The 17,580-nt window shown below is 67.5% G+C and carries 16 protein-coding genes and 1 tRNA gene; 9 read left to right on the forward strand and 8 right to left on the reverse strand.

The genetic code is table 11. The features are described from left to right. Positions 1-4 precede the first annotated feature (4 nt). The gene (locus tag JOF47_RS10810) at positions 5-913 is read right to left on the reverse strand and encodes a hypothetical protein (protein ID WP_209997649.1); all 909 of its coding nucleotides are present in this window, start codon (positions 911-913) and stop codon (positions 5-7) included. A 115-nt stretch (positions 914-1,028) separates the two neighbouring features. On the opposite strand from JOF47_RS10810, the gene folP reads away from it, so the two are divergent. Then, the gene (gene folP / locus JOF47_RS10815) at positions 1,029-1,997 is read left to right on the forward strand and encodes a dihydropteroate synthase (RefSeq protein ID WP_209997652.1); all 969 of its coding nucleotides are present in this window, start codon (positions 1,029-1,031) and stop codon (positions 1,995-1,997) included. Beyond that, positions 1,997-2,743 carry a pyrimidine reductase family protein gene (locus tag JOF47_RS10820; protein ID WP_209997654.1) on the forward strand — a complete coding sequence of 249 codons (747 nt, stop codon included), beginning with the start codon at positions 1,997-1,999 and terminating at the stop codon, positions 2,741-2,743. The genes folP and JOF47_RS10820 overlap by 1 nt, the downstream gene beginning before the upstream one ends. A 46-nt stretch (positions 2,744-2,789) precedes the next feature. Here the strand turns inward: JOF47_RS10820 and JOF47_RS10825 are convergent, their stop codons facing one another. Both JOF47_RS10825 and JOF47_RS10830 read right to left on the reverse strand, forming a co-directional pair. Further along, complete coding sequence (locus JOF47_RS10825) at positions 2,790-3,512, reverse strand: diacylglycerol/lipid kinase family protein (RefSeq protein WP_209997661.1); 723 nt, start codon at positions 3,510-3,512, stop codon at positions 2,790-2,792. A 271-nt stretch (positions 3,513-3,783) separates the two neighbouring features. Beyond that, on the reverse strand, positions 3,784-4,281 hold the full coding sequence (locus tag JOF47_RS10830; RefSeq protein WP_209997664.1) for a hypothetical protein: 498 nt from the start codon (positions 4,279-4,281) through the stop codon (positions 3,784-3,786). A gap of 160 nt (positions 4,282-4,441) precedes the next feature. Between JOF47_RS10830 and JOF47_RS10835 the strand changes: the two genes are divergently transcribed. The 4 genes from JOF47_RS10835 (at position 4,442) to JOF47_RS10850 (ending at position 7,415) form a co-directional block, all read left to right on the forward strand. Next, the gene (locus JOF47_RS10835; RefSeq protein ID WP_209997674.1) at positions 4,442-5,380 is read left to right on the forward strand and encodes a J domain-containing protein; all 939 of its coding nucleotides are present in this window, start codon (positions 4,442-4,444) and stop codon (positions 5,378-5,380) included. A gap of 69 nt (positions 5,381-5,449) precedes the next feature. After that, positions 5,450-5,920, forward strand: a complete 471-nt coding sequence (locus JOF47_RS10840) for a tRNA (cytidine(34)-2'-O)-methyltransferase (RefSeq protein WP_209997676.1) — start codon at positions 5,450-5,452, stop codon at positions 5,918-5,920. Between the two features lie 114 nt (positions 5,921-6,034). Further along, positions 6,035-6,586, forward strand: a complete 552-nt coding sequence (locus JOF47_RS10845; protein WP_209997678.1) for an anti-sigma factor domain-containing protein — start codon at positions 6,035-6,037, stop codon at positions 6,584-6,586. Positions 6,587-6,626: 40 nt separating this feature from the next. Next, on the forward strand, positions 6,627-7,415 hold the full coding sequence (locus JOF47_RS10850) for a MerR family transcriptional regulator (protein ID WP_209997679.1): 789 nt from the start codon (positions 6,627-6,629) through the stop codon (positions 7,413-7,415). Positions 7,416-7,561: 146 nt separating this feature from the next. On the opposite strand, the gene JOF47_RS10855 is transcribed toward JOF47_RS10850, so the two are convergent. From JOF47_RS10855 to JOF47_RS10870, 4 genes are all read right to left on the reverse strand, one after another. After that, complete coding sequence (locus JOF47_RS10855) at positions 7,562-8,317, reverse strand: PIG-L deacetylase family protein (protein ID WP_209997688.1); 756 nt, start codon at positions 8,315-8,317, stop codon at positions 7,562-7,564. A gap of 5 nt (positions 8,318-8,322) precedes the next feature. Continuing rightward, on the reverse strand, positions 8,323-9,267 hold the full coding sequence (locus tag JOF47_RS10860) for an electron transfer flavoprotein subunit alpha/FixB family protein (RefSeq protein ID WP_209997690.1): 945 nt from the start codon (positions 9,265-9,267) through the stop codon (positions 8,323-8,325). A gap of 20 nt (positions 9,268-9,287) precedes the next feature. Continuing rightward, positions 9,288-10,109, reverse strand: coding sequence for an electron transfer flavoprotein subunit beta/FixA family protein (locus tag JOF47_RS10865; protein WP_209997692.1), 822 nt, complete (start codon positions 10,107-10,109; stop codon positions 9,288-9,290). Between the two features lie 174 nt (positions 10,110-10,283). Next, complete coding sequence (locus JOF47_RS10870) at positions 10,284-11,867, reverse strand: S1C family serine protease (protein WP_209997694.1); 1,584 nt, start codon at positions 11,865-11,867, stop codon at positions 10,284-10,286. Between the two features lie 272 nt (positions 11,868-12,139). On the opposite strand from JOF47_RS10870, the gene JOF47_RS10875 reads away from it, so the two are divergent. From JOF47_RS10875 to JOF47_RS10885, 3 genes are all read left to right on the forward strand, one after another. Beyond that, positions 12,140-14,179 carry a TPM domain-containing protein gene (locus JOF47_RS10875; RefSeq protein WP_209997697.1) on the forward strand — a complete coding sequence of 680 codons (2,040 nt, stop codon included), beginning with the start codon at positions 12,140-12,142 and terminating at the stop codon, positions 14,177-14,179. 116 nt (positions 14,180-14,295) lie between these two features. Continuing rightward, positions 14,296-15,036 carry a PspA/IM30 family protein gene (locus JOF47_RS10880; protein WP_209997699.1) on the forward strand — a complete coding sequence of 247 codons (741 nt, stop codon included), beginning with the start codon at positions 14,296-14,298 and terminating at the stop codon, positions 15,034-15,036. Between the two features lie 297 nt (positions 15,037-15,333). Further along, a complete protein-coding gene (locus JOF47_RS10885) occupies positions 15,334-17,217 on the forward strand; it encodes an HNH endonuclease signature motif containing protein (protein WP_209997700.1) in 1,884 nt (627 codons plus the stop codon). A 161-nt stretch (positions 17,218-17,378) separates the two neighbouring features. Here the strand turns inward: JOF47_RS10885 and JOF47_RS10890 are convergent. Beyond that, positions 17,379-17,452 (reverse strand) — tRNA-Met (locus JOF47_RS10890). Positions 17,453-17,580 lie beyond the last annotated feature (128 nt).

Raw genomic sequence — 17,580 nt, forward strand, 5'->3', positions numbered from 1 at the left:
CGGGTCAGTTCGTGAATTCGCCCTCGATCAGGTCGCCGAGGTCGTCGTCGTCCTCGCCCTCCACCTCGACGGGCATCGGGTTCACGTTGTCCCCGTCCAGGTCCAGGCGGGTGTCGATGGCCACCTCGTGGGCCTCGATGTCCGGGCAGGCCAGCAACGCGTCAACCAGCGCGCGGGAACCGGCGACGATGCTCGAGTCCTCGTAGAGTTCGGTGGACAGCAGCCAGGCGCGGTCGGCGGGCCAGGCGAGGTTCGGGGCCTGGCGCTGCTCCCCCTCGGAGGTGCGCGCCCACAGCGGGCTGGCAAGGTCCTCGAACGTACCTTCGAATACGTAGAAGGACCTGTAGGCGGAGCCCATCTGCAAGGTCGGGCCGTTGCGGACCTCCTCAGAGAAGGCCGGGCGTTTGGCCTCGGCGTTGGCGGCCTCCCTGCGGGCGGCGTTTTCTTCTTCGGTCAACTTCGGGTCGTCATCGTGGAGCACCTCGATCCGGTCCCCGCCGTGGATGAACGCCAGTCCGTTCCACAGTGCCAGGAAGATTTCCCGCGGGGTCTGTGTATGGGCCGCGAGGATCGGCGCGATGGCAGCCAGCTGGCCGGCGGGCAGTCCGTCGCCGGACGGGGCTTCCCCCTCCCAGGCGTCCTCCACCAGGGCGATGCCGTCCTCGCTGATGCCAGAGACCGGGGTGAACTGAGCGCCGCCGTGCATGGTGGTGCCGCGTCCCTTGGCGATCCTGCCCCAGCGCACGGCCTCGCCGTCGAGCCCCAACGCGGGGTGGAAGATGCGCGCGTACGCCTCGTAGCCGGCCGGGACCTGTCCCGCCACCAGGTCGGCAACCTCCGAGTCCGTCGATTGCGCCGCCAGCGCGTCGACGATCCAGCTACCGGCAACGGGTCCCGCAAAGTTCAAAGTCATGGCAACAGGTTACCGAGGAATCCGCACCCGGGTGGAGCCGGTGCGACGCAGAACACCCCGAAGCGGCCGGTGAGCTGGTATGAATGGATCAACCGCGTCAAGGGAGAAACCAAGCATGAGCATGTACCTACCGCCGCTGCGACACCCCGTGCACCACTTTGGCCACCGGAGCATCGACTTCTCCTCGAGCATTGCGCTGATGGCCATCATCAACCGCACCCCGGACAGCTTTTACGACGGAGGCGCGACCTTTGCCCTGCAGGCGGCGGTCGATGCGTCCCTCGCGGCGGTGGATGCCGGCGCGGACTGGATCGACATCGGCGGGGTGCCTTTCTCCCCCGGCCCGGCGCTCAGCTGGCAGGAGGAGGCCCAGCGCGTGGTTCCGGTGATTTCGGCGGTGCGTGCGCAGTCCGACGTGGTCATCTCGGCCGACACGTTCCTGCCGGAGGTCGCCCGGGCCGCCATCGAGGCGGGGGCCGACGTCATCAACGACACCACCGGCCTGAGCAACCCGGAACTGGGCAAGGTCGTGGCCGACACCGGCGTGCACCTGGTGCTCACGCACTCGCTGGCCGCCCCGCGCACCGTCTACCCGCACCCCCGCTACGACGACGTCGTGGCCGAGGTGGCCGGCTACCTGCAGTCCAAGGTGGAGCTGGCCCGCTCGCTGGGCATCGCCGACGACAAGTTGATCATCGACCCGGGCCACGACCTGAACAAGAACACCCTGCACACCCTCGCGTTGACCTCCGGCTTCGAGTCCTTTGCTGGCCTGGGCTATCCGGCGCTTGCCGCGGTGTCCAACAAGGACTTCATCGGGGAGACGCTCGACCTGCCCAAGGCCGAGCGCACCGCAGGCTCCCTGGCGGCGGCGGCCATGTGCATCATGAACGGCGCCCGGATCATCCGGATGCACAACATCCCCGAATCCGCCTCGACGATTCGCCTGCTCGAGGCCGCCATGGGCTGGCGCGAACCCGCCTACCTGAAACACAACATGGGCGAGGTCAATGCGCCGGCGCACCCCGAGCGCGCGGGCATTGCACCCCGGGCCGCCGTGGAGGCTGTGGAGGCCGACGCCTGATGCAGCGGCTGTACCCGGGCCACCTCGCGGACCCCGACGACGGGCAGCTGCTCGGCTTCTACGCGCCCCCGCCCGGCACCGCACCCTTTGTCCGCTTCAACTTCGTTGCCTCGATCGACGGGGCCGCCACCCAGGGCGGGCTTTCCGGGGCTCTGGGCTCGGCCGGGGACAAGCGCGTGTTTTCGCTGCTGCGCAGGTTTGCCGACGTGATCCTGGTGGGAGCGGGCACCATCCGCGCCGAGGGCTACGAGGGCGAGCTGCTCGATTTGGACTCGCGCGCCTGGCGGCTGGCCCGGGGCATGGCCGAGCGCCCCGTGCTGGCGATTGTCAGCGGGCGGCTGGACCTGGACGAGAACTCGGAACTCTTCGTGCAGAACCCTGGGAAGATCCTCGTCCTGACCTCCTCCACCGCCGACCCGGCCAAGGAAGCCGCCCTGGACCGGGTTGCCGAGGTGGTGCGTTGCCCGCTTCCGGGGTCCGCGGTCGATCCGCTGTGGATCCGTGAGGTTCTGTCCGCCCGCGGCCACCGCGTCACCCATTCGGAGGGCGGCCCGCACCTGCTGGGCGCCTTCCAGGCGGCAGGGGCGGTCGACAGTCTCTGCCTCACCACGGCCCCGCTCATGGCCGGCGGGGACGCCGGTCGCATCAGCACCGGCGTCACGGGAAGCGAATTGCACCGGCTCGCCCTGCACACGCTGCTGGAGGAAGACGGGAACCTGCTGGCCGAATACCGAAGGGTCCCCTGACGGTTCCGCCGCCTCCCGGGCCGACGGATGGACGACGCCCGTGGCACTAGAACAACAGCTTGACGACCCCCGGGGCCGCCGTGATTTCCACGGGCAGGACACCGACTGCCTCCCCGTCGCCAAATCCGCGCGTGTCCGCGGCCTGCAGCGTGATGCTGCGGACCTGTTCGATGCGGACCGCCGGGTGGGTGATGTGCTTTCCGGAAAAGACCGACGGGAAGATCCCCAGGAACCGCAGCTTGCCCAACGGGGCAATCACCACCAGGTCAAGCAGCCCGTCCGTGATGCTTGCCTGCGGCACAATGCGCATGCCACCGCCGATGAATTGCGCGTTGGCCACCGAAACCAGCATCGCTTCAAGGCGCTCCTCGGCACCCCGGTCGATGCGCAGCGTGTACCGGCGCGGCTTGAAGGCAAAAAGTTCACGCAGCAGCGCCAGGTTGTAGCGTTGGGCGCCGCGCGGCCAGCTCATCGCGTTGGCCCGCTTGTTGACCACCGCGTCGAAGCCGGCGCTGAACACGCCTGCCACGTACCTGCTGCCAAAGGCACCGCTCACCAGAGCGGCGTCGACGGCCCGCGGAGCCGTTCCCAGGGCGCGGGCAATGCGTTCGACGGCAATTTCCGGCACCCTGGGGTCCAGGCCGAGCATTCGCGCAAAGTCGTTTCCGGTTCCCGCCGGCACCACGCCCAGCGGCGTGTTTGTTGTGGCCACCGCGTTGAATCCAAGGTGCACCATGCCGTCCCCGCCCACGACAACCAGTGCGCGCACGCCCCCCGGCGATTCGGAGTGCGACGTCCCGCTGCAATTGCGCGTAGCTCGGCGCCTCGAGGAGTTCGGCCTCGATGCCATGGGTGCGCAGCGCGATCACCGTGCGTTCGACGGCGCGGTGTCCGCGGCCAGTGCCCGAACTCCTGTTCGCTGCAACAATGACGCGGTGGTTGTTTTCCGTGGGCATCTGCCGAAATTACGTGGTTGCGCCGCGCCATGCAAGCCCGTGACGCAAGGGCCCCGGGTTTCGCTGCGCCCTCGGGATCCGGGTTCAGCGTGCGGCTGCGCCTGCGGCTGCAGCTGCGGTGCCATAGGCCCCCAGGAAACCTTCGACTGATTCGACGCTGATTGTGTACAGCTTCCCGCTCTTCATGGTGACCGTCACCTGCGACCCTCCGCTGACGAACGCATGGTGCCCTTTTCCCACCCAGCGCAGCCCGTAGCCTCCGGTGGGCAGGTTCGAATCATCGACAACGCCCTGCACGTCCGCGATCCGAAGCGTCACCCGGAATACCTTCATGCACTGGACCACTATCTCATCGGTGGTGACCTCGGTGCGGGCCACCAGCGCTCCGGGCAGGAACCAGAGTCCGGCGGCAGCACCCAGAACCGCCCCGGCCCCGACGATCCGGTCCATGACGCCCGACCCGGAATCGAAGAAGGCCAGCAGCAGCCCCACAAGCAGCAGGATTCCGGCGATCGCCTTGAAAACCAGGCCCACCTGCGAGTCGGCGCGGGCGATCGATACATGCAGCGAAGTGGCGTCCATGTTCCAACCCTCACAGAGCGTCTGCCGAAAGCCAAGTTCCGCGCCACAAGGCCCAACCGGTAGGATTTCAAGAGCATCTTCTTCCGCATATTCCCCCATGCCCTCGGGTCCGGCGGGAAAATGCGGGACCAAGCCCCCGTCAACAGCGAAAGGTCTCCCCGTGGCCCAGCGTCGAACCCACTACGAGGTCCTGGGGATCGCGCGCACCGCCAGCGCCACGGAGATCAAGACGGCCTACCGCAAGGCCGCCCGGGTGACGCACCCGGACCACGGCGGGAATGCGGAGGACTTCGGCGCCGTCACGCTCGCCTACGAGACCCTGATCGACCCGGCGGCACGTGAACGCTACGACCGCAGCTACGGCACCGAGTCGAGCTACCTGCGCGGCAAGGCCCCCTCCGCGGGCGGCTACGGGTCGGCGGGTCCAAGCGGCGGCCCCTCGGTGCGCTTCGAGTCCAACGCCCCGCGTTCCTCGGCCTCGGACCCCACGGTTTTCGTTCCGCCGCTGCTGGAATCGCCGGCCTCGCCCCTCGACCGGGCCAAGTCCATCCAGCAGATCCACGGGGCCCCCCGCAAGCGCGGCATCTTCGGCGCCCAGGCGCGGATGGCCCGCGAGGCGCGGACCATCCAGCTGCTCTCGCGCCAGCTGCTTCCGGCGCTGCCCTCCACGCGGCTTGTCAACGGGCTGCACGCCCCGGGCGGCGGCTACATCGACCACGCCCTGCTGTGCGGCTACCGTTTGGCCATCGTGCATTCGATGCTGCTGCCCAAGGGCGTGTACAGGTGGGACGGTTCCTCGCTGTTCCGCGGCGGCAAGCACATCGACCCCCCGCGCATCGCACCGTCCGTTCACCAGATGCAGGCCCTGTTCCCGGAGCTGAACGTCACCGGGTGGACCGTGATCCACTCCCCCGACGGCAACCTGCACGAGCCCGTCATCGACTACGCCCGCGGCGGGGAACCCGGCCCGACCAGCACCTCCAACGTCATCAACGCCATAAACCTGGTGCGCGAACTGAAAATGTTCCTAGGCACCGGCCCCGCACCGAACCTCGTTGACCGTTCGGTGCTCTCCCGGCTGCTCGGCGGCATGTACTAGCCAGCCCCGACCCTCCCCTCCCGTTCGTCTTCCCCCAATCGTTGTCTACACACCCAAAGGTTGAACCACGTGTTTCGAATCCTCTTCTACACCCCCGAAATTCCCGGCAACACCGGCAACGCCATCCGCCTCGCCGCGGTGACCGGCGCCGAACTGCACCTGGTGGAGCCGCTGGGCTTCGACTTCGAGGACTCCAAGCTGCGCCGGGCCGGCCTTGACTACCACGACCTCGCGGTGGTGACAGTGCACAAGGACCTCGAGTCCGCCTGGGCGGCGCTGGCCCCCGAACGCGTGTTTGCCTTCACATCCGAGGGCGAGACCCTGTACACCGACATCGCCTACCAGCCCGGCGACGTCCTGCTCTTCGGCCCCGAGTCAGTCGGCCTGCCCGCGGAGGTCAAGGTCGACCCGCACGTCACCGCAACCGTGCGTTTGCCCATGTTGGAGGCCCGTCGCTCGCTGAACCTGGCCAATTCGGCCTCGATCGCCATCTACGAGGCCTGGCGCCAGCACGGCTTCGCCGCGGCAACCGCCAAATAGGGCGCCACGCCAAGCCCGCACGCGGCTGGCACACACTCAACGCATAGCCTTTTCCCCTATGCTTACTGGTGGCCTTATCCGGCCCACCCAAAATCACTCAAAGGATGGCACATCATGAGCGGCACCGATCCTGTGTACCCCGGGCATCGTGACGATGAGAACGACGACGACCTCGGCATGGATCTGGTGGACCAGGTTTCCACCGACGCGGAAAACACGCGCAGGCCACTGAAGAAGTGGGTCTTCGTCGTGGCAGGCCTGGCCGTCATCCTCATCGGCGTCGTGATCCTGCTGGCGAACCTGATGCCCAAGAACTACGTGGCACAGGTCGATGGCGCGAAGGACAAGGTCGTGGTCCAGGCGGACCTGGAAGGCGGCGGACACGCCGTGCTTAGCACCTCCGCCAAGGCCGATGCCGGATCCGTCGCGTTGACCGCCTTGCCGCGCATCGACGGCACCGAACGCTACACGGTCTGGCTCATCGAGGCCGAGTCCGACCGCGCCACCCGCCTGGCAACCATCGACGCCGGCGCCGAGTCGGCCACCGAGGGCTTCAACGGCATGGCCACGGTCGGCTCGGTGATGCTCACCGTGGAACCGGCCGAAGGCAGCACCAGCCCGTCCACGGAGCCCCTCGTGGTGCTGGAAACCCCCGCCGCCAAGTAGCACTTGACCTTGACGCAACGTCAACTTCTACGCTGAGGGCATGAGGCACAATCAACCGGCCGAATACGGCATCTCACAGCTGGCCAGGGACTCGGGCATCAGCGCCCGGACCCTGCGCCACTACGACGCCATCGGCCTGCTCGCCCCCGCCTTCACCGCCACCAACGGATACCGTTTCTACGGGCAACCCGAGGTGCTGCGCCTGCAGCGCATCCTGCTACTGAAGGAACTGGGGCTGTCCCTGGAGACCATCGCCGCGGTGATCGACGGGCAGGAAGACGAGCTGCGGACCCTGGCGCTGCATGCCAGGTGGTTGGATGCCGAACGCGACAGGCTCGCCGCCATGGCGGCAAGCGTGCGTGCAACCATCGCACACCTTCAGTCAGGAGAAGACATGAACCCCGAAGCGGCCTTCAACGGCTTCGCGCCCAACCCCTACGAGGCCGAGGCGCGGACGCGCTGGGGCAACCAGGCGGTCGAGGACGGCAACAAGCGGCTGCGCGCGCTGGGCCCCGAGGGCCAGGCGCGGCTGCTGGCCGAACACGAATCGATCGCCGACGAGCTTTTCGCGGCGCTGGGTGCCGGCCTGGGCCCGGAGGACAACACCGTGCAGTCGGTCATCGCCCGCCACCACGCCTGGGTCTGCCACAGCTGGACCCCCACCGCCGAAGCCTATGCGGGCCTCGGAGAAATGTATGTGGCCGATGACCGCTTCACGGCGTCCTACGACGCGCCGAAGCACGGCACGCCGCGCCCAGGCGTCGCGGAGCTGCTGGCCGCGTCCATCGCGCATTACGTTGCGGCATCCCCGGAGCGTTTCGGGGACTAGCGGCTCTCCCCCCGCCGGCGAATGCCGGCATGGGCAAGCCGTTCGAACAAGCGTTTTGAACAAGAAAAGGTCGGGGCGTGGATATCCACGCCCCGACCTTTGTGCCTACTGCTGGTGTCTGCAGCCATCCGAGGACGACGGCCGGGTCAGAACCCCGCGATGGTGTCGGCCGCGTTGACGGCCACCACGTGGAAGGCCTCGGCCAGCGCGCCGTCCTTCATGCCGTATTCCCTGCCCTTGGCCAGGCACTGGGTCCGCACGTAGCGTTCCATCGCCGGGACATCCGGGTGCTGGCTCAGGTGCTGGCGCAGCGCCTCGAGCTTGAGCTCGAAGACCGAAGTGATGTCCACCGCGTGGTTCTCGCGCTCGGTCGGCGAGCCGTACAGCCACAGCCAGGGCAGCTTGTAGGCGGCCAGCCCGGCGGCCTCGAGCTCCGGGTAGGAGAACGGGTTCTCCACCGCCGGGTAGATCGCCCGGGTCACCGCCTCGCCGCAGGCCAGGTGGTCCGGGTGCGAGCGCTGGATGCGCGCCCAGTTCCGCTCCGGGTGCATGGCCAGCACCACGTCGGGGCGCACGGTGCGGATCAGCTCGACGACCTGCTTCATCACCGCGTGGGTGGGCTCCAGGAAGCCGTCACGCTCGCCCATGAAGTGCACCGTGTGCACGCCCACCAGGGCGGCCGCGGCACGCTGTTCGGCGTGGCGCATCTCGGTGATTTCCTCCGCGGTGCGGTCGTCGAAGCCGCCGGCGTCGCCGTCGGTCATGATGCAGTACTCGACGTGCACGCCCGCCGCGGTCCACGCGGCCACGGTCCCGGAGGCGCCGAAGTCCAGGTCGTCAGGGTGCGCGCCGAAGCAGAGCACCCGCCGGACCGGACGGAGCGCCGGGTCAAAAACAGCCATGCCCGCTAGCCCTTGCGCCGGCGGATTTCGGCCGCGGCCTGCGGCAGCACGGTGGCCAGGTCCCCCACGATGCCCAGGTCCGCGATCTCGAACACCGGGGCGTCCGGGTCCTTGTTCACCGCGACGATGTAGGTGGAGGACTGCATTCCGGCCTTCTGCTGGATGGCGCCGGAGATGCCCGCGGAAATGTACAGCTGCGGGGAAACGGTCTTGCCTGTCTGCCCGATCTGCGCGGAGTGGTCTATCCAGCCCGCGTCGGTTGCCGCACGGGAAGCGCCGATAGCGGCGCCCAGGGCATCGGCCAGGTCCTCGACCGGTCCGAAGTCGCCGTCGACGCCGCGGCCGCCGGCCACCACAAAGCGGGCCTCGTTGAGGTCCGGGCGGCCCGAGGCGGTGCGCTGGACGGTGCCGGCGACGGTGGCCGCGGGGCCGACCTCTCCGAACTCCAGGACCTGCACCGGGGCGGCGGAAGCGGCCGCCGGCTCCCCGGCGGGCAGCTCGACGCTGTTTGGCTTCACGGTGACCAGGGCCGGGCCGCGGGTGGCCTTCACGCGGACGGTGTAGCTGCCGGCGAGCACGGTCTTGCTAACCACCAGGTCGGCGTCGACGTCGATGGCGTCGGTGATGACACCGGCGTCGAGCTTGATGCCGGCGCGGGCCGCGACCTCGCGGCCCTGGATGTCGTTGGGCAGCAGGACCAGCGCGGCGTCAGAGTCCTTCGCGGCCGCGGCCAGCAGTGCGGCGTCGGGGGCGACCAGTGCACAGGAGGCCCCGGCGGCGTAGAAGCCGTTGGCGCCCCAGGCGGTGAGGGCCGCCAGCGCGGTCTCGTCGGTCGGTGCCCCGAGCACCACGCGGACCTCGCCGAGCCTGCTGGCAAGGGTCAGCATCTCCCGCTGCGACTTGGTCGGGACTGCGGCCGGCGCCTGAATGTAAACAAGAATATTTGGCATGTTTTTCCCCTCGGAAAAGGCTAGATCAGCTTCGCTGCGGCAAGAAAGTCGACGAGTTCGATGCCGGCGTTGCCGGAGTCGGTGATGATGGTGCCTGCGGTGCGGGCCGGGCGCGCCTGCGCGTCGAGCACCGCGGTGGCCGAGCCGGCGGCCCCGACCTGCGCCGCGTCGACGCCGATTTGCGCGAGGGACAGCACGGTGATGGTCTTTTTCTTCGCCGCCATGATGCCCTTGAAGTTCGGGTAGCGCGGCTCGTTGGCCTGGTCGGTGACGGAGAGCAGCACGGGCAGCTCGGCCTCGAGGCTCAGTGCGGCGTTGTCGGTTTCGCGCACGGCACGCACCGTCGTGGAATCGGCGGCAAGTTCGACGTGTGCCACCTGGGTCAGCTGGGCCAGGCCCAGGCGTTCGGCCAGCTGCGCGGGAACCAGCGAGGTCTCGGCATCGGTGGAGGCCATGCCCGTGACGATGAGGTCGAACGCGCCAAGGTGCTTCACGGCCGCGGCGAGGGCCAGCGAGGTGGCCCCGGCATCGGACCCGGCCAGCGCGTCGTCGCACAGGTGCACGCCCTCGGTGGCGCCCATCTGCAGGGATTTCTTCACGGCGTTCGCCGCGGCCTCCGGGCCCATGCTCAGGGCCATGACGGTGTTGCCCGCCGCCGCCCCGCCGCGCGATTCGGCCAGCTGCAGGGCCGCCTCGATCGCGTACTCGTCAAGTTCGGAGAGCACCGAGTCCTTGCGGTCCAGGCGCAACTCCGCGCCGCCCAGGTGGCGTTCGAATTGCACGTCCGGTACGTGTTTGACGAGTACGAGGATCCTCAATGGCGTGCCTGTCAGCTGGCTCATTGCTGCCTTTCCTAGAAGTGTCCAAATTCGGTGCCTGATGTCCCCCGCGCCGCGGGAAACGCACCCCTTACATGTTAGCCGTGCGCCGCATCCGCCCGCATCGCACGAACAACGGGCCCGAAATGATCCGGGCCCGTTGTTCGCGTTATGACTATTTATTGCCCCCGAGGGGGATTATGACGCCGTGGAGGCGCCCACCGTGGCGTCGGCCGACGCCGGCTGCCCGTTGCGGGTGTAATGAATCGTCACCTGGCCGCCGGCCGGGATCTCACGGATTGCCGCGGTCAGCGAGCTGCTGTCGGAGATCACCCGGTCCCCGACACCGGTGATGATGTCGCCGGCCTTCAGCCCGGACTTGGCGCCGGCGCTGTTCGGAACTACGTCCTTGACCTGGGCGCCGACGCTGAACGACGAGTTGCCGTCCTTCACGTCGGCTGGCTTGGCCTGCACCGTCACGCCCAGCATTCCGTGGGTTGCCTTGCCGTTGGCGATCAGGTCCTGGGCGATGCGCTTGGCGTAGTCGATCGGGATCGCAAAGCCGACACCGATGGAACCGCCTTCGCTTGCGGAGCTGTCGCCCGAACCGGAGGAGGCGATCGCCACGTTCACGCCGATGATGTTGCCGTTGGCGTCGACCAGCGCGCCGCCGGAGTTTCCGTGGTTGATGGCGGCGTCGGTCTGGATCACGTTGATGTAGATCGATCCCTGGGAGGCCGGGGCCTGCTGCTGCGGGGCTCCGGGCAGCTGGAAGTTGAACTGGTTGCCGTTGTTGTTCGGTTCGGTTCCCTCGCTCTGTTCCGGCACCGCGGAGGAGGCCACGGAGATCGTGCGGTTCAGCGTGGAGATGATGCCGTCGGTGACGGTTCCGCTCAGGCCCAGCGGGGCGCCGATGGCCACGGCGGTGTCGCCGACGTTCAGGTTCCCGGAGGTGCCCAGCGTCGCCGGGGTCAGGCCCTGCGCTTCGATCTTGATGACGGCGAGGTCCGACAGCGGGTCGGTTCCCACCAGGGTGGCGTTGTAGACCTTGCCGTCGGACATCTGCACGGCGATCTTCGGGCTGGCCGTGGTTCCGCCCAAGGTCACCACGTGGGTGTTGGTCAGGATGTGCCCCTCGGCGTCCAGGATGATGCCCGATCCGGAGCCCGAGGAGCTGCTGCCGCTCACATCAATGGTCACGACGCTCGGGCTTGCCTTGGCCGCCGCCGCGGTGACGGCGGTGACGTTCTTCGGGTTGTTGATGACCAGGCCGCTTTGCGGGGCGTTGTTTCCCGCGCTTGCCGACGAGGACGCGGGGTACATCAGGGCATTTGCGCCCACGGCGCTGCCGGCGCCGACCAGCGCCGCCGCGACCATGCCCAGCACCAGCACCCCGGCGGTGAACTTCTTCGGTGCGGCGCGGTTGGCCGGCGGCACCGGCGAGGGGACGCCGAATGCCGAGGCCTGCTCCGCATGCGTCGGGGTGCCGTAGGGGGCATGTGCCGGCGACTGGGCGCCCGGGACGGCTGCGTGGGCAGGCGCCGGGGCGGTCCCGGCGGCGGGTGCTGCCGCGCTCGGGGTTGCCAAGCTCGGGGTTGCCGGGGCGGCGTCAGCGGTGTGCCGCGGCAGCGCCTGCGTCTGTTCCACGGCCCCGTCGACCTTTGACACGGCGGGGTCCTGCTCCGGTGCGGCGGGAGGGGTCATGGGGCGCTGCGGCACGGGGGTGCTTGCCTGCTCTGGGTTCTCGGGGGAGTTTGGCTGCTCAAACTGGTTCTCGCTCATCGTTAACCTTCCGATGCTGGTGGTGCGTGATTGCTCTTCTTGGTTACAACTATGCCCGCCGCGTCTGTGGCAGCGAAAAGCAGGACCTGAGTAGAAGCTGTGAGCTTGCCGCACCCTCATGCGCATTTCGCCAGCCCACGGCGTTTTTCGTGGACTCTCGCCGGTCCCCGCCATAGAATCGACATCGTTAGCAGAAATCAGGGCATATGGTGGTTTCACTACGTGCTTTGCCAAGAATTCTGCGGCGACTGAAGCAAGGGTGAAGGAAAACCATGAAGTTGTTGACCCGGCGGTTGGCTCAGGCCGCCGCTGCAGGAATCCTGTCCGTATTCATCTTAGCGCCCGCCGCATCCGCCACCGATCCGGTGACGATCCCCCCGGGCCAGTTTGTCATCGACGAGGCCGACGTGCTCGGCGCGTCCACGGCCGAGGTCACGGACGCCATTACCAAGATGCGCACCGACACCGGGCAGAACCTGTTCGTGATCTACGTCGACACCTTCACGAACCCGACCGATCCAAGCGCCTGGGTCAGCCAGGTGGCCAAGACCAAGGGCATGGGTCCCAGCGACTCGATCCTGGCTGTCGCGGTGGAGTCACGCCAGGCCCGCTTGAAGTCGGACAACAATGGCAAGATCGTCGAGAAGGACCAGGAGATCTACAACAAGCTCGTCAGCCCCGCGCTCGCGCAGGATGACTGGGCCGGCGCGGCCCTGGGCGCGGTCAAGGGCATCACGAACGTCGCCAACGGCAAATCCCCCACTTCCAACGGTTCCTCCGCCGGCTGGTGGGTCGTGGGCGGCGTTGCCGTAGCGGGCGGCGCCACCGCGTGGGCCCTGACGCGCCGCAAGAAGCTCTCCGGCGGCGTGCCCCAGGTGACGGTGGGGCCGGACGGCCAGCCGATCGACCCGCTGGCGTCCCTGAGCGTCCCGGAACTCCGCACCAAAGCCGGCAGTTTGCTCATCGCCGCGGACGATGCCATCCGCTCCAGCGAACAGGAAGTCGGCTTCGCCCAGGCGCAATTCGGCGACGAGGCCATCAAGCCGTTCGCCGCGGACATCGAAACCGCCAAGGAACACATGTCCGCGTCCTTCAAGCTGCAGCAGCAACTCGACGACGAAATCCCGGATACGGAAGCCGAACAGCGTTCCTGGCTTGGCGAGATCATCCGCCGCTGCGAGGCCGTGAACGAAACCCTGGAACAGCACAGCGAGGAGTTCGCCTCGTTACGCGAGCTCGAGGCCAACGCGCCCGCCGCCACCGCATCCCTGAAGGTACGCATCGAACCGCTGCGCCAGCGCGTTGGCACGGCCAAGGCGGAGTTCGACACCCTGTCCGCACGCTACGCCGACAGCGCCCTCCACCAGGTCAACACCAACATCTCCGAGTCCACCGACAGGATCGACTTCGCGCACACCGCGGTGCTGACCGCCGAGGCGAAGATTGCCGAGGGGTCAGCCGCCGAGGCGGCCGTGGCAATCCGCGCGGGCGAAGAAGCTGTGCACCAGGCAGCGGTGTTGCTCGATGCCATCGAGCACACCGACTCGGACCTGGACAACGCCCGCGCCGACCTCGAATCACTTGTCGCCGCTTCGGCCCAGGACCTCGCCCAGGCCCGCGCCCTGCTGGCCAACGGCAGCAACCCCGAACTTGCGGGTTCCGCTGCGTCCCTCGAATCGGCGCTGTCATCGGTCCAGGCCCAGGTCGCCACGGGACGGATCGACCCCGTCGCCCTGATCACCGAGGTCACCGAGGGACGCGGCCCGCTCAACGAGCAGCTCAACCAGATCCGCGACCAGCAGGAACGCGCACGCCGCGCCGCCGAACAGCTCCAGGCGGCGGTCCGCACCGCACAGATGAAGATCAAGGGCACCGACGACTTCATTCGCGCCCGCCGCGGCGGCGTGGGGGCAACGGCCCGCACGCGCTTGGCCGAGGCACAGCGCAACCTCGACGAGGCCCTACGCACGGCTTCCTCCGACCCGGCATCGGCCCTTGCCTATGCAGAACAGGCTTCCGCGCTGGCCGACCAGGCGGCACGCCAGGCCGAATCCGATGTCAACGGCTTCGGCGGGGGCGGCGGCTTCGGAGGCGGCCGCGGAGGCGGAAACAACGGACTCGGCGGCGCCATTCTCGGCGGCATCCTCATCGATTCGATCCTGCGCGGCGGCAGCCACGGCGGCGGCGGTGGCGGCCTCTTTGGCGGCGGCGGCTTCGGCGGCTTCGGCGGAGACGGCGGCGGTGGATTCGGCGGCGGAGGCGGCGGCGGAGGCGGCGGCTTCGATGGCGGCGGCGGCGGCAGCAGCTTCTAGCAGCCGCCCAGACAACGGCCGCAGGGCCCCAATGTTGCAGCATCCCGAACCCCGGCAACGAGGATCGCAAGCAGGAAACCCAACACCTCAAATAATGTCCAACGAAAGGTCTCATCGTGGCAAAGCAGTCTATTTTTGGTCGTATCTCCCAGCTGGCCAAGGCCAACATCAATGCGATGTTGGATTCCGCGGAGGATCCGCAGAAAATGCTCGACCAGATGGTCCGTGACTACACGGACAACATCGCCGAAGCCGAAACCGCGGTTGCCCAGACAATCGGCAACCTGCGCATGATCGAAGACGACTACAACGAGGACATCAAGGCCGCCTCGGACTGGGGCAACAAGGCGCTTGCCGCTTCCTCCAAGGCAGATGAGTTCCGCTCCGCCGGCGAAAGCAGCAACGCCGACAAGTTCGACTCCCTCGCCAAGGTCGCCATCCAGCGCCAGATGCAGTCCGAGGGCGAGGCCAAGACCGCCGAGCCGACCATCAGCTCGCAGCGCGAGATCGTCGAGAAGCTCAAGACCGGACTGGACGCCATGAAGTCCAAGCGCCAGGAACTGGTTTCCAAGCGCGACGAACTCATTGCCCGCGCCAAGTCCGCCCAGGCGCAGAACCAGGTGCAGGAGGCCGTCAAGAGCATCGACATCATGGATCCCTCCAGCGAGGTCGGCCGCTTCGAAGAGAAGATCCGTCGCGAAGAGGCCCGCGTCCGCGGTGCCGCGGAGCTCGCATCCTCATCACTCGACGCCCAGTTCAACTCGCTGGAGGACCTTGGCGAGCAAACGGAGATCGAGGCACGCCTTGCCGCACTCAAGGGCGCCAAGGCCACCCCGTCGATCACCCCCGGGGCCTAGCCCCTCCGGCGGCACATCCCGCCGCATAATTTCATAGCCACAACGCACGATGGGCGGGCAGCCCGGGTCCGGACCACCAATCCGGTGTTCCCCGACTGCCCGCCCATCGTTGCATTTCCCGCAAACTGCCGCCCGTTGTCCTCCTATGGCTTCCGTCGTTGTCCGATGCAGTCCCCTGCCGGCACTGTTCCGCACAGACACGCCGTCGATCTCACGCCGGCACTGCCCTGCCCCGGATCTCCACAACCCCGATACCTCCCCCTTTCGGGTGCACTGCGATGGTTCATGCTCGATCCCATGAGCAGCGGAGAATTCATTCCAGCACGGACCGGCGGAGCACCGTCGTCCGGTCCCGGTCCCGGGCACCACGCGACCCGGGAGGACCAGCTGCGCGACTTCTTCGAACTCCAGGACCGCATCGACACCCTCGCCGAAGACCTCGCCGCCCGTGCGTACGACTCCCCCGTCACCGCCGTCTTGCTGAACATGGGACTGGAGAAGGCCCGCCGGCGCGCCGGACACCACCAACTCCTCGCGACCCGCGCCGCCCAGCACTCCCTCGCCCACGAACTGCCCGTCGAAACCCTCAACGAACTGCGGGATATCACCGACCACCCCGCGGACTTCAGTGCCGGGGACAGGGCCCTGCCCGCAGACCCGCGAGGGGTCCCCACGGGGCGGCTCCCGCACAAGGACACCGCCGAGCTCTTGCAGCGCACCTGCGCCATCGGATACTTCGACGCACGCGACCGCATCGATGCCGCCGGCCTCCTGCTCCCGAGCACCAACGAACATGGGACCCCGGCCCCGGCGCGGTACCCCTTGCTGGCGGCCCACATGAAGGCAGGGAACCTCGATCCGACCGACGCGATCCGGGCAGCCAACAAGCTCGAAAAGCTGCGCCCGGAGATCACCGGCCAACCCAACCCCGCCAAGCTCAGAACAGCGATCGAGGAACAGGTTCTCGAATCCCTGCTCACCCAGGGCCCGGCGGCCACCGCCAAGCTCTTCAACGCCCTGAACGCGGAGCTGGAGAACGCCACTGCCCCGGCACCCACCGAGGAGGAACTGGCAGCCAAGACCGGGTTCCGGCTCTCCCGCCGCACCGAACACCTCACATATTTCACGCTCACCATGACTAACCCGGACGCCGAACTCGTCCTGACGCACTTCGCGCTCTCCGACAATCCCCGCACCAAGGCCGGCAACCGAGAAAATCTCGCCAACGACGCCGCCGGCAGAAACCCCGGCACCCAAAGCAACGACAACAGTGACAGTGACAGTGACAGTGACAGTGAGGATGAGTTTGAGGGTTCAGCTGCCGACTGGAACCCGACGCAGACCATCCCCGCGTGGGCCATCGACCCCGACACCCCGCCCAGCGAACGACCCCGTGCGGAATGGGCGGATCTCGGCCGTGCCACACACCCCCATCTTGCCAACCCCTGCTCGGAGGGTTCGGCGACGCCGAACGGAATCCCCGCACCACCGGCCCGCGCGGACAACGGAAGCGGAGCAAATACCCCAATCCCAACGTTGCCTCAGCGGTTCAACGACTCAGCTGAAGGCTCCGACGGGCTCACCCCGGCCAGGCGCAGGATGCAAACCCTGCTCAACATCATGAGAACCGCCGGAGAACCCCGCGCCAAGGGAAACAAGGAAGCCACCGGTCTGCCCCAAGCCCGCCTCATCGTCTATTGCCAACTCACCACCCTGCTCGGGCTGGCCGAAAAGGCTGGCATCACCCAACACGGGTTGGCAATCTCTCCCGGGGACCTCCGCCGGGAACTGTGCAACGCCGGGGTCATTCCGATCATCTTCAACGGCGAAAGCCAAATCCTGGATCTCGGACGCGAACAGCGCTTTGTCCCCGACTACATGCGCCAAGCCGTCCTTGCCCGCGACGGCGGCTGTATCGTCCCGGGCTGTACGGTTCCACCCGAACACCTTGAAATGTGCCACATCGATAGTTGGGCCGACGGAGGAACCACGAGTACCGAAAATTCGGCCCCCGGCTGCGTCAACCACCACCACGGCTACCACACCGGACAATACAAACTAGTCCGGAACGAGCACGGACTGCCCGCGGTCATCCTCCCCAAATACCTGGATCCCGAACAAAAACCCCGGCGCAACAGCCAGTGGCAACAACACACCCAATCCGGCCCCCTGCTCTTCTGAACCGGGCAGGGAAGGCGGTACGCCTCGACGCCCCGTCTTCTGCCACGGTCGGGATCTGCTCGATCGTTGGGCAGTCAGGCCTTTCAGACCGGAAGCCGCACAATGGCTTAAATGCAAAACAACCCATGATCCTGAACCAGGATCATGGGTTGTTTTCTCTGTGGCGGGGACAGGATTTGAACCTGTGACCTCCGGGTTATGAGCCCGGCGAGCTACCGAACTGCTCCACCCCGCGTCGGTAAATACAACAGTACCAGCGCATTGCGGATGCACCTAATCCAGATGAACATTCATCGAGAAACGGGCAAGAACCGCGTCAGTTCAACGGCCAAAGTCCTGCCTAGCGCATCTTGTCCATGGCAA

Source organism: Paeniglutamicibacter kerguelensis, assembly GCF_017876535.1.
Taxonomy (GTDB): Bacteria; Actinomycetota; Actinomycetes; order Actinomycetales; family Micrococcaceae; genus Paeniglutamicibacter; species Paeniglutamicibacter kerguelensis.

Coding starts and splice junctions, on each gene's coding strand:
- JOF47_RS10850 (WP_209997679.1), top strand. CDS start 6,627: ATGAGGCACAATCAACCGGCCGAATACGGCATCTCACAGCTGGCCAGG.
- JOF47_RS10855 (WP_209997688.1), bottom strand. CDS start 8,317: ATGGCTGTTTTTGACCCGGCGCTCCGTCCGGTCCGGCGGGTGCTCTGC.
- JOF47_RS10830 (WP_209997664.1), bottom strand. CDS start 4,281: ATGGACGCCACTTCGCTGCATGTATCGATCGCCCGCGCCGACTCGCAG.
- JOF47_RS10860 (WP_209997690.1), bottom strand. CDS start 9,267: ATGCCAAATATTCTTGTTTACATTCAGGCGCCGGCCGCAGTCCCGACC.
- folP (WP_209997652.1), top strand. CDS start 1,029: ATGAGCATGTACCTACCGCCGCTGCGACACCCCGTGCACCACTTTGGC.
- JOF47_RS10875 (WP_209997697.1), top strand. CDS start 12,140: ATGAAGTTGTTGACCCGGCGGTTGGCTCAGGCCGCCGCTGCAGGAATC.
- JOF47_RS10885 (WP_209997700.1), top strand. CDS start 15,334: ATGAGCAGCGGAGAATTCATTCCAGCACGGACCGGCGGAGCACCGTCG.
- JOF47_RS10845 (WP_209997678.1), top strand. CDS start 6,035: ATGAGCGGCACCGATCCTGTGTACCCCGGGCATCGTGACGATGAGAAC.
- JOF47_RS10865 (WP_209997692.1), bottom strand. CDS start 10,109: ATGAGCCAGCTGACAGGCACGCCATTGAGGATCCTCGTACTCGTCAAA.
- JOF47_RS10810 (WP_209997649.1), bottom strand. CDS start 913: ATGACTTTGAACTTTGCGGGACCCGTTGCCGGTAGCTGGATCGTCGAC.
- JOF47_RS10870 (WP_209997694.1), bottom strand. CDS start 11,867: ATGAGCGAGAACCAGTTTGAGCAGCCAAACTCCCCCGAGAACCCAGAG.
- JOF47_RS10820 (WP_209997654.1), top strand. CDS start 1,997: ATGCAGCGGCTGTACCCGGGCCACCTCGCGGACCCCGACGACGGGCAG.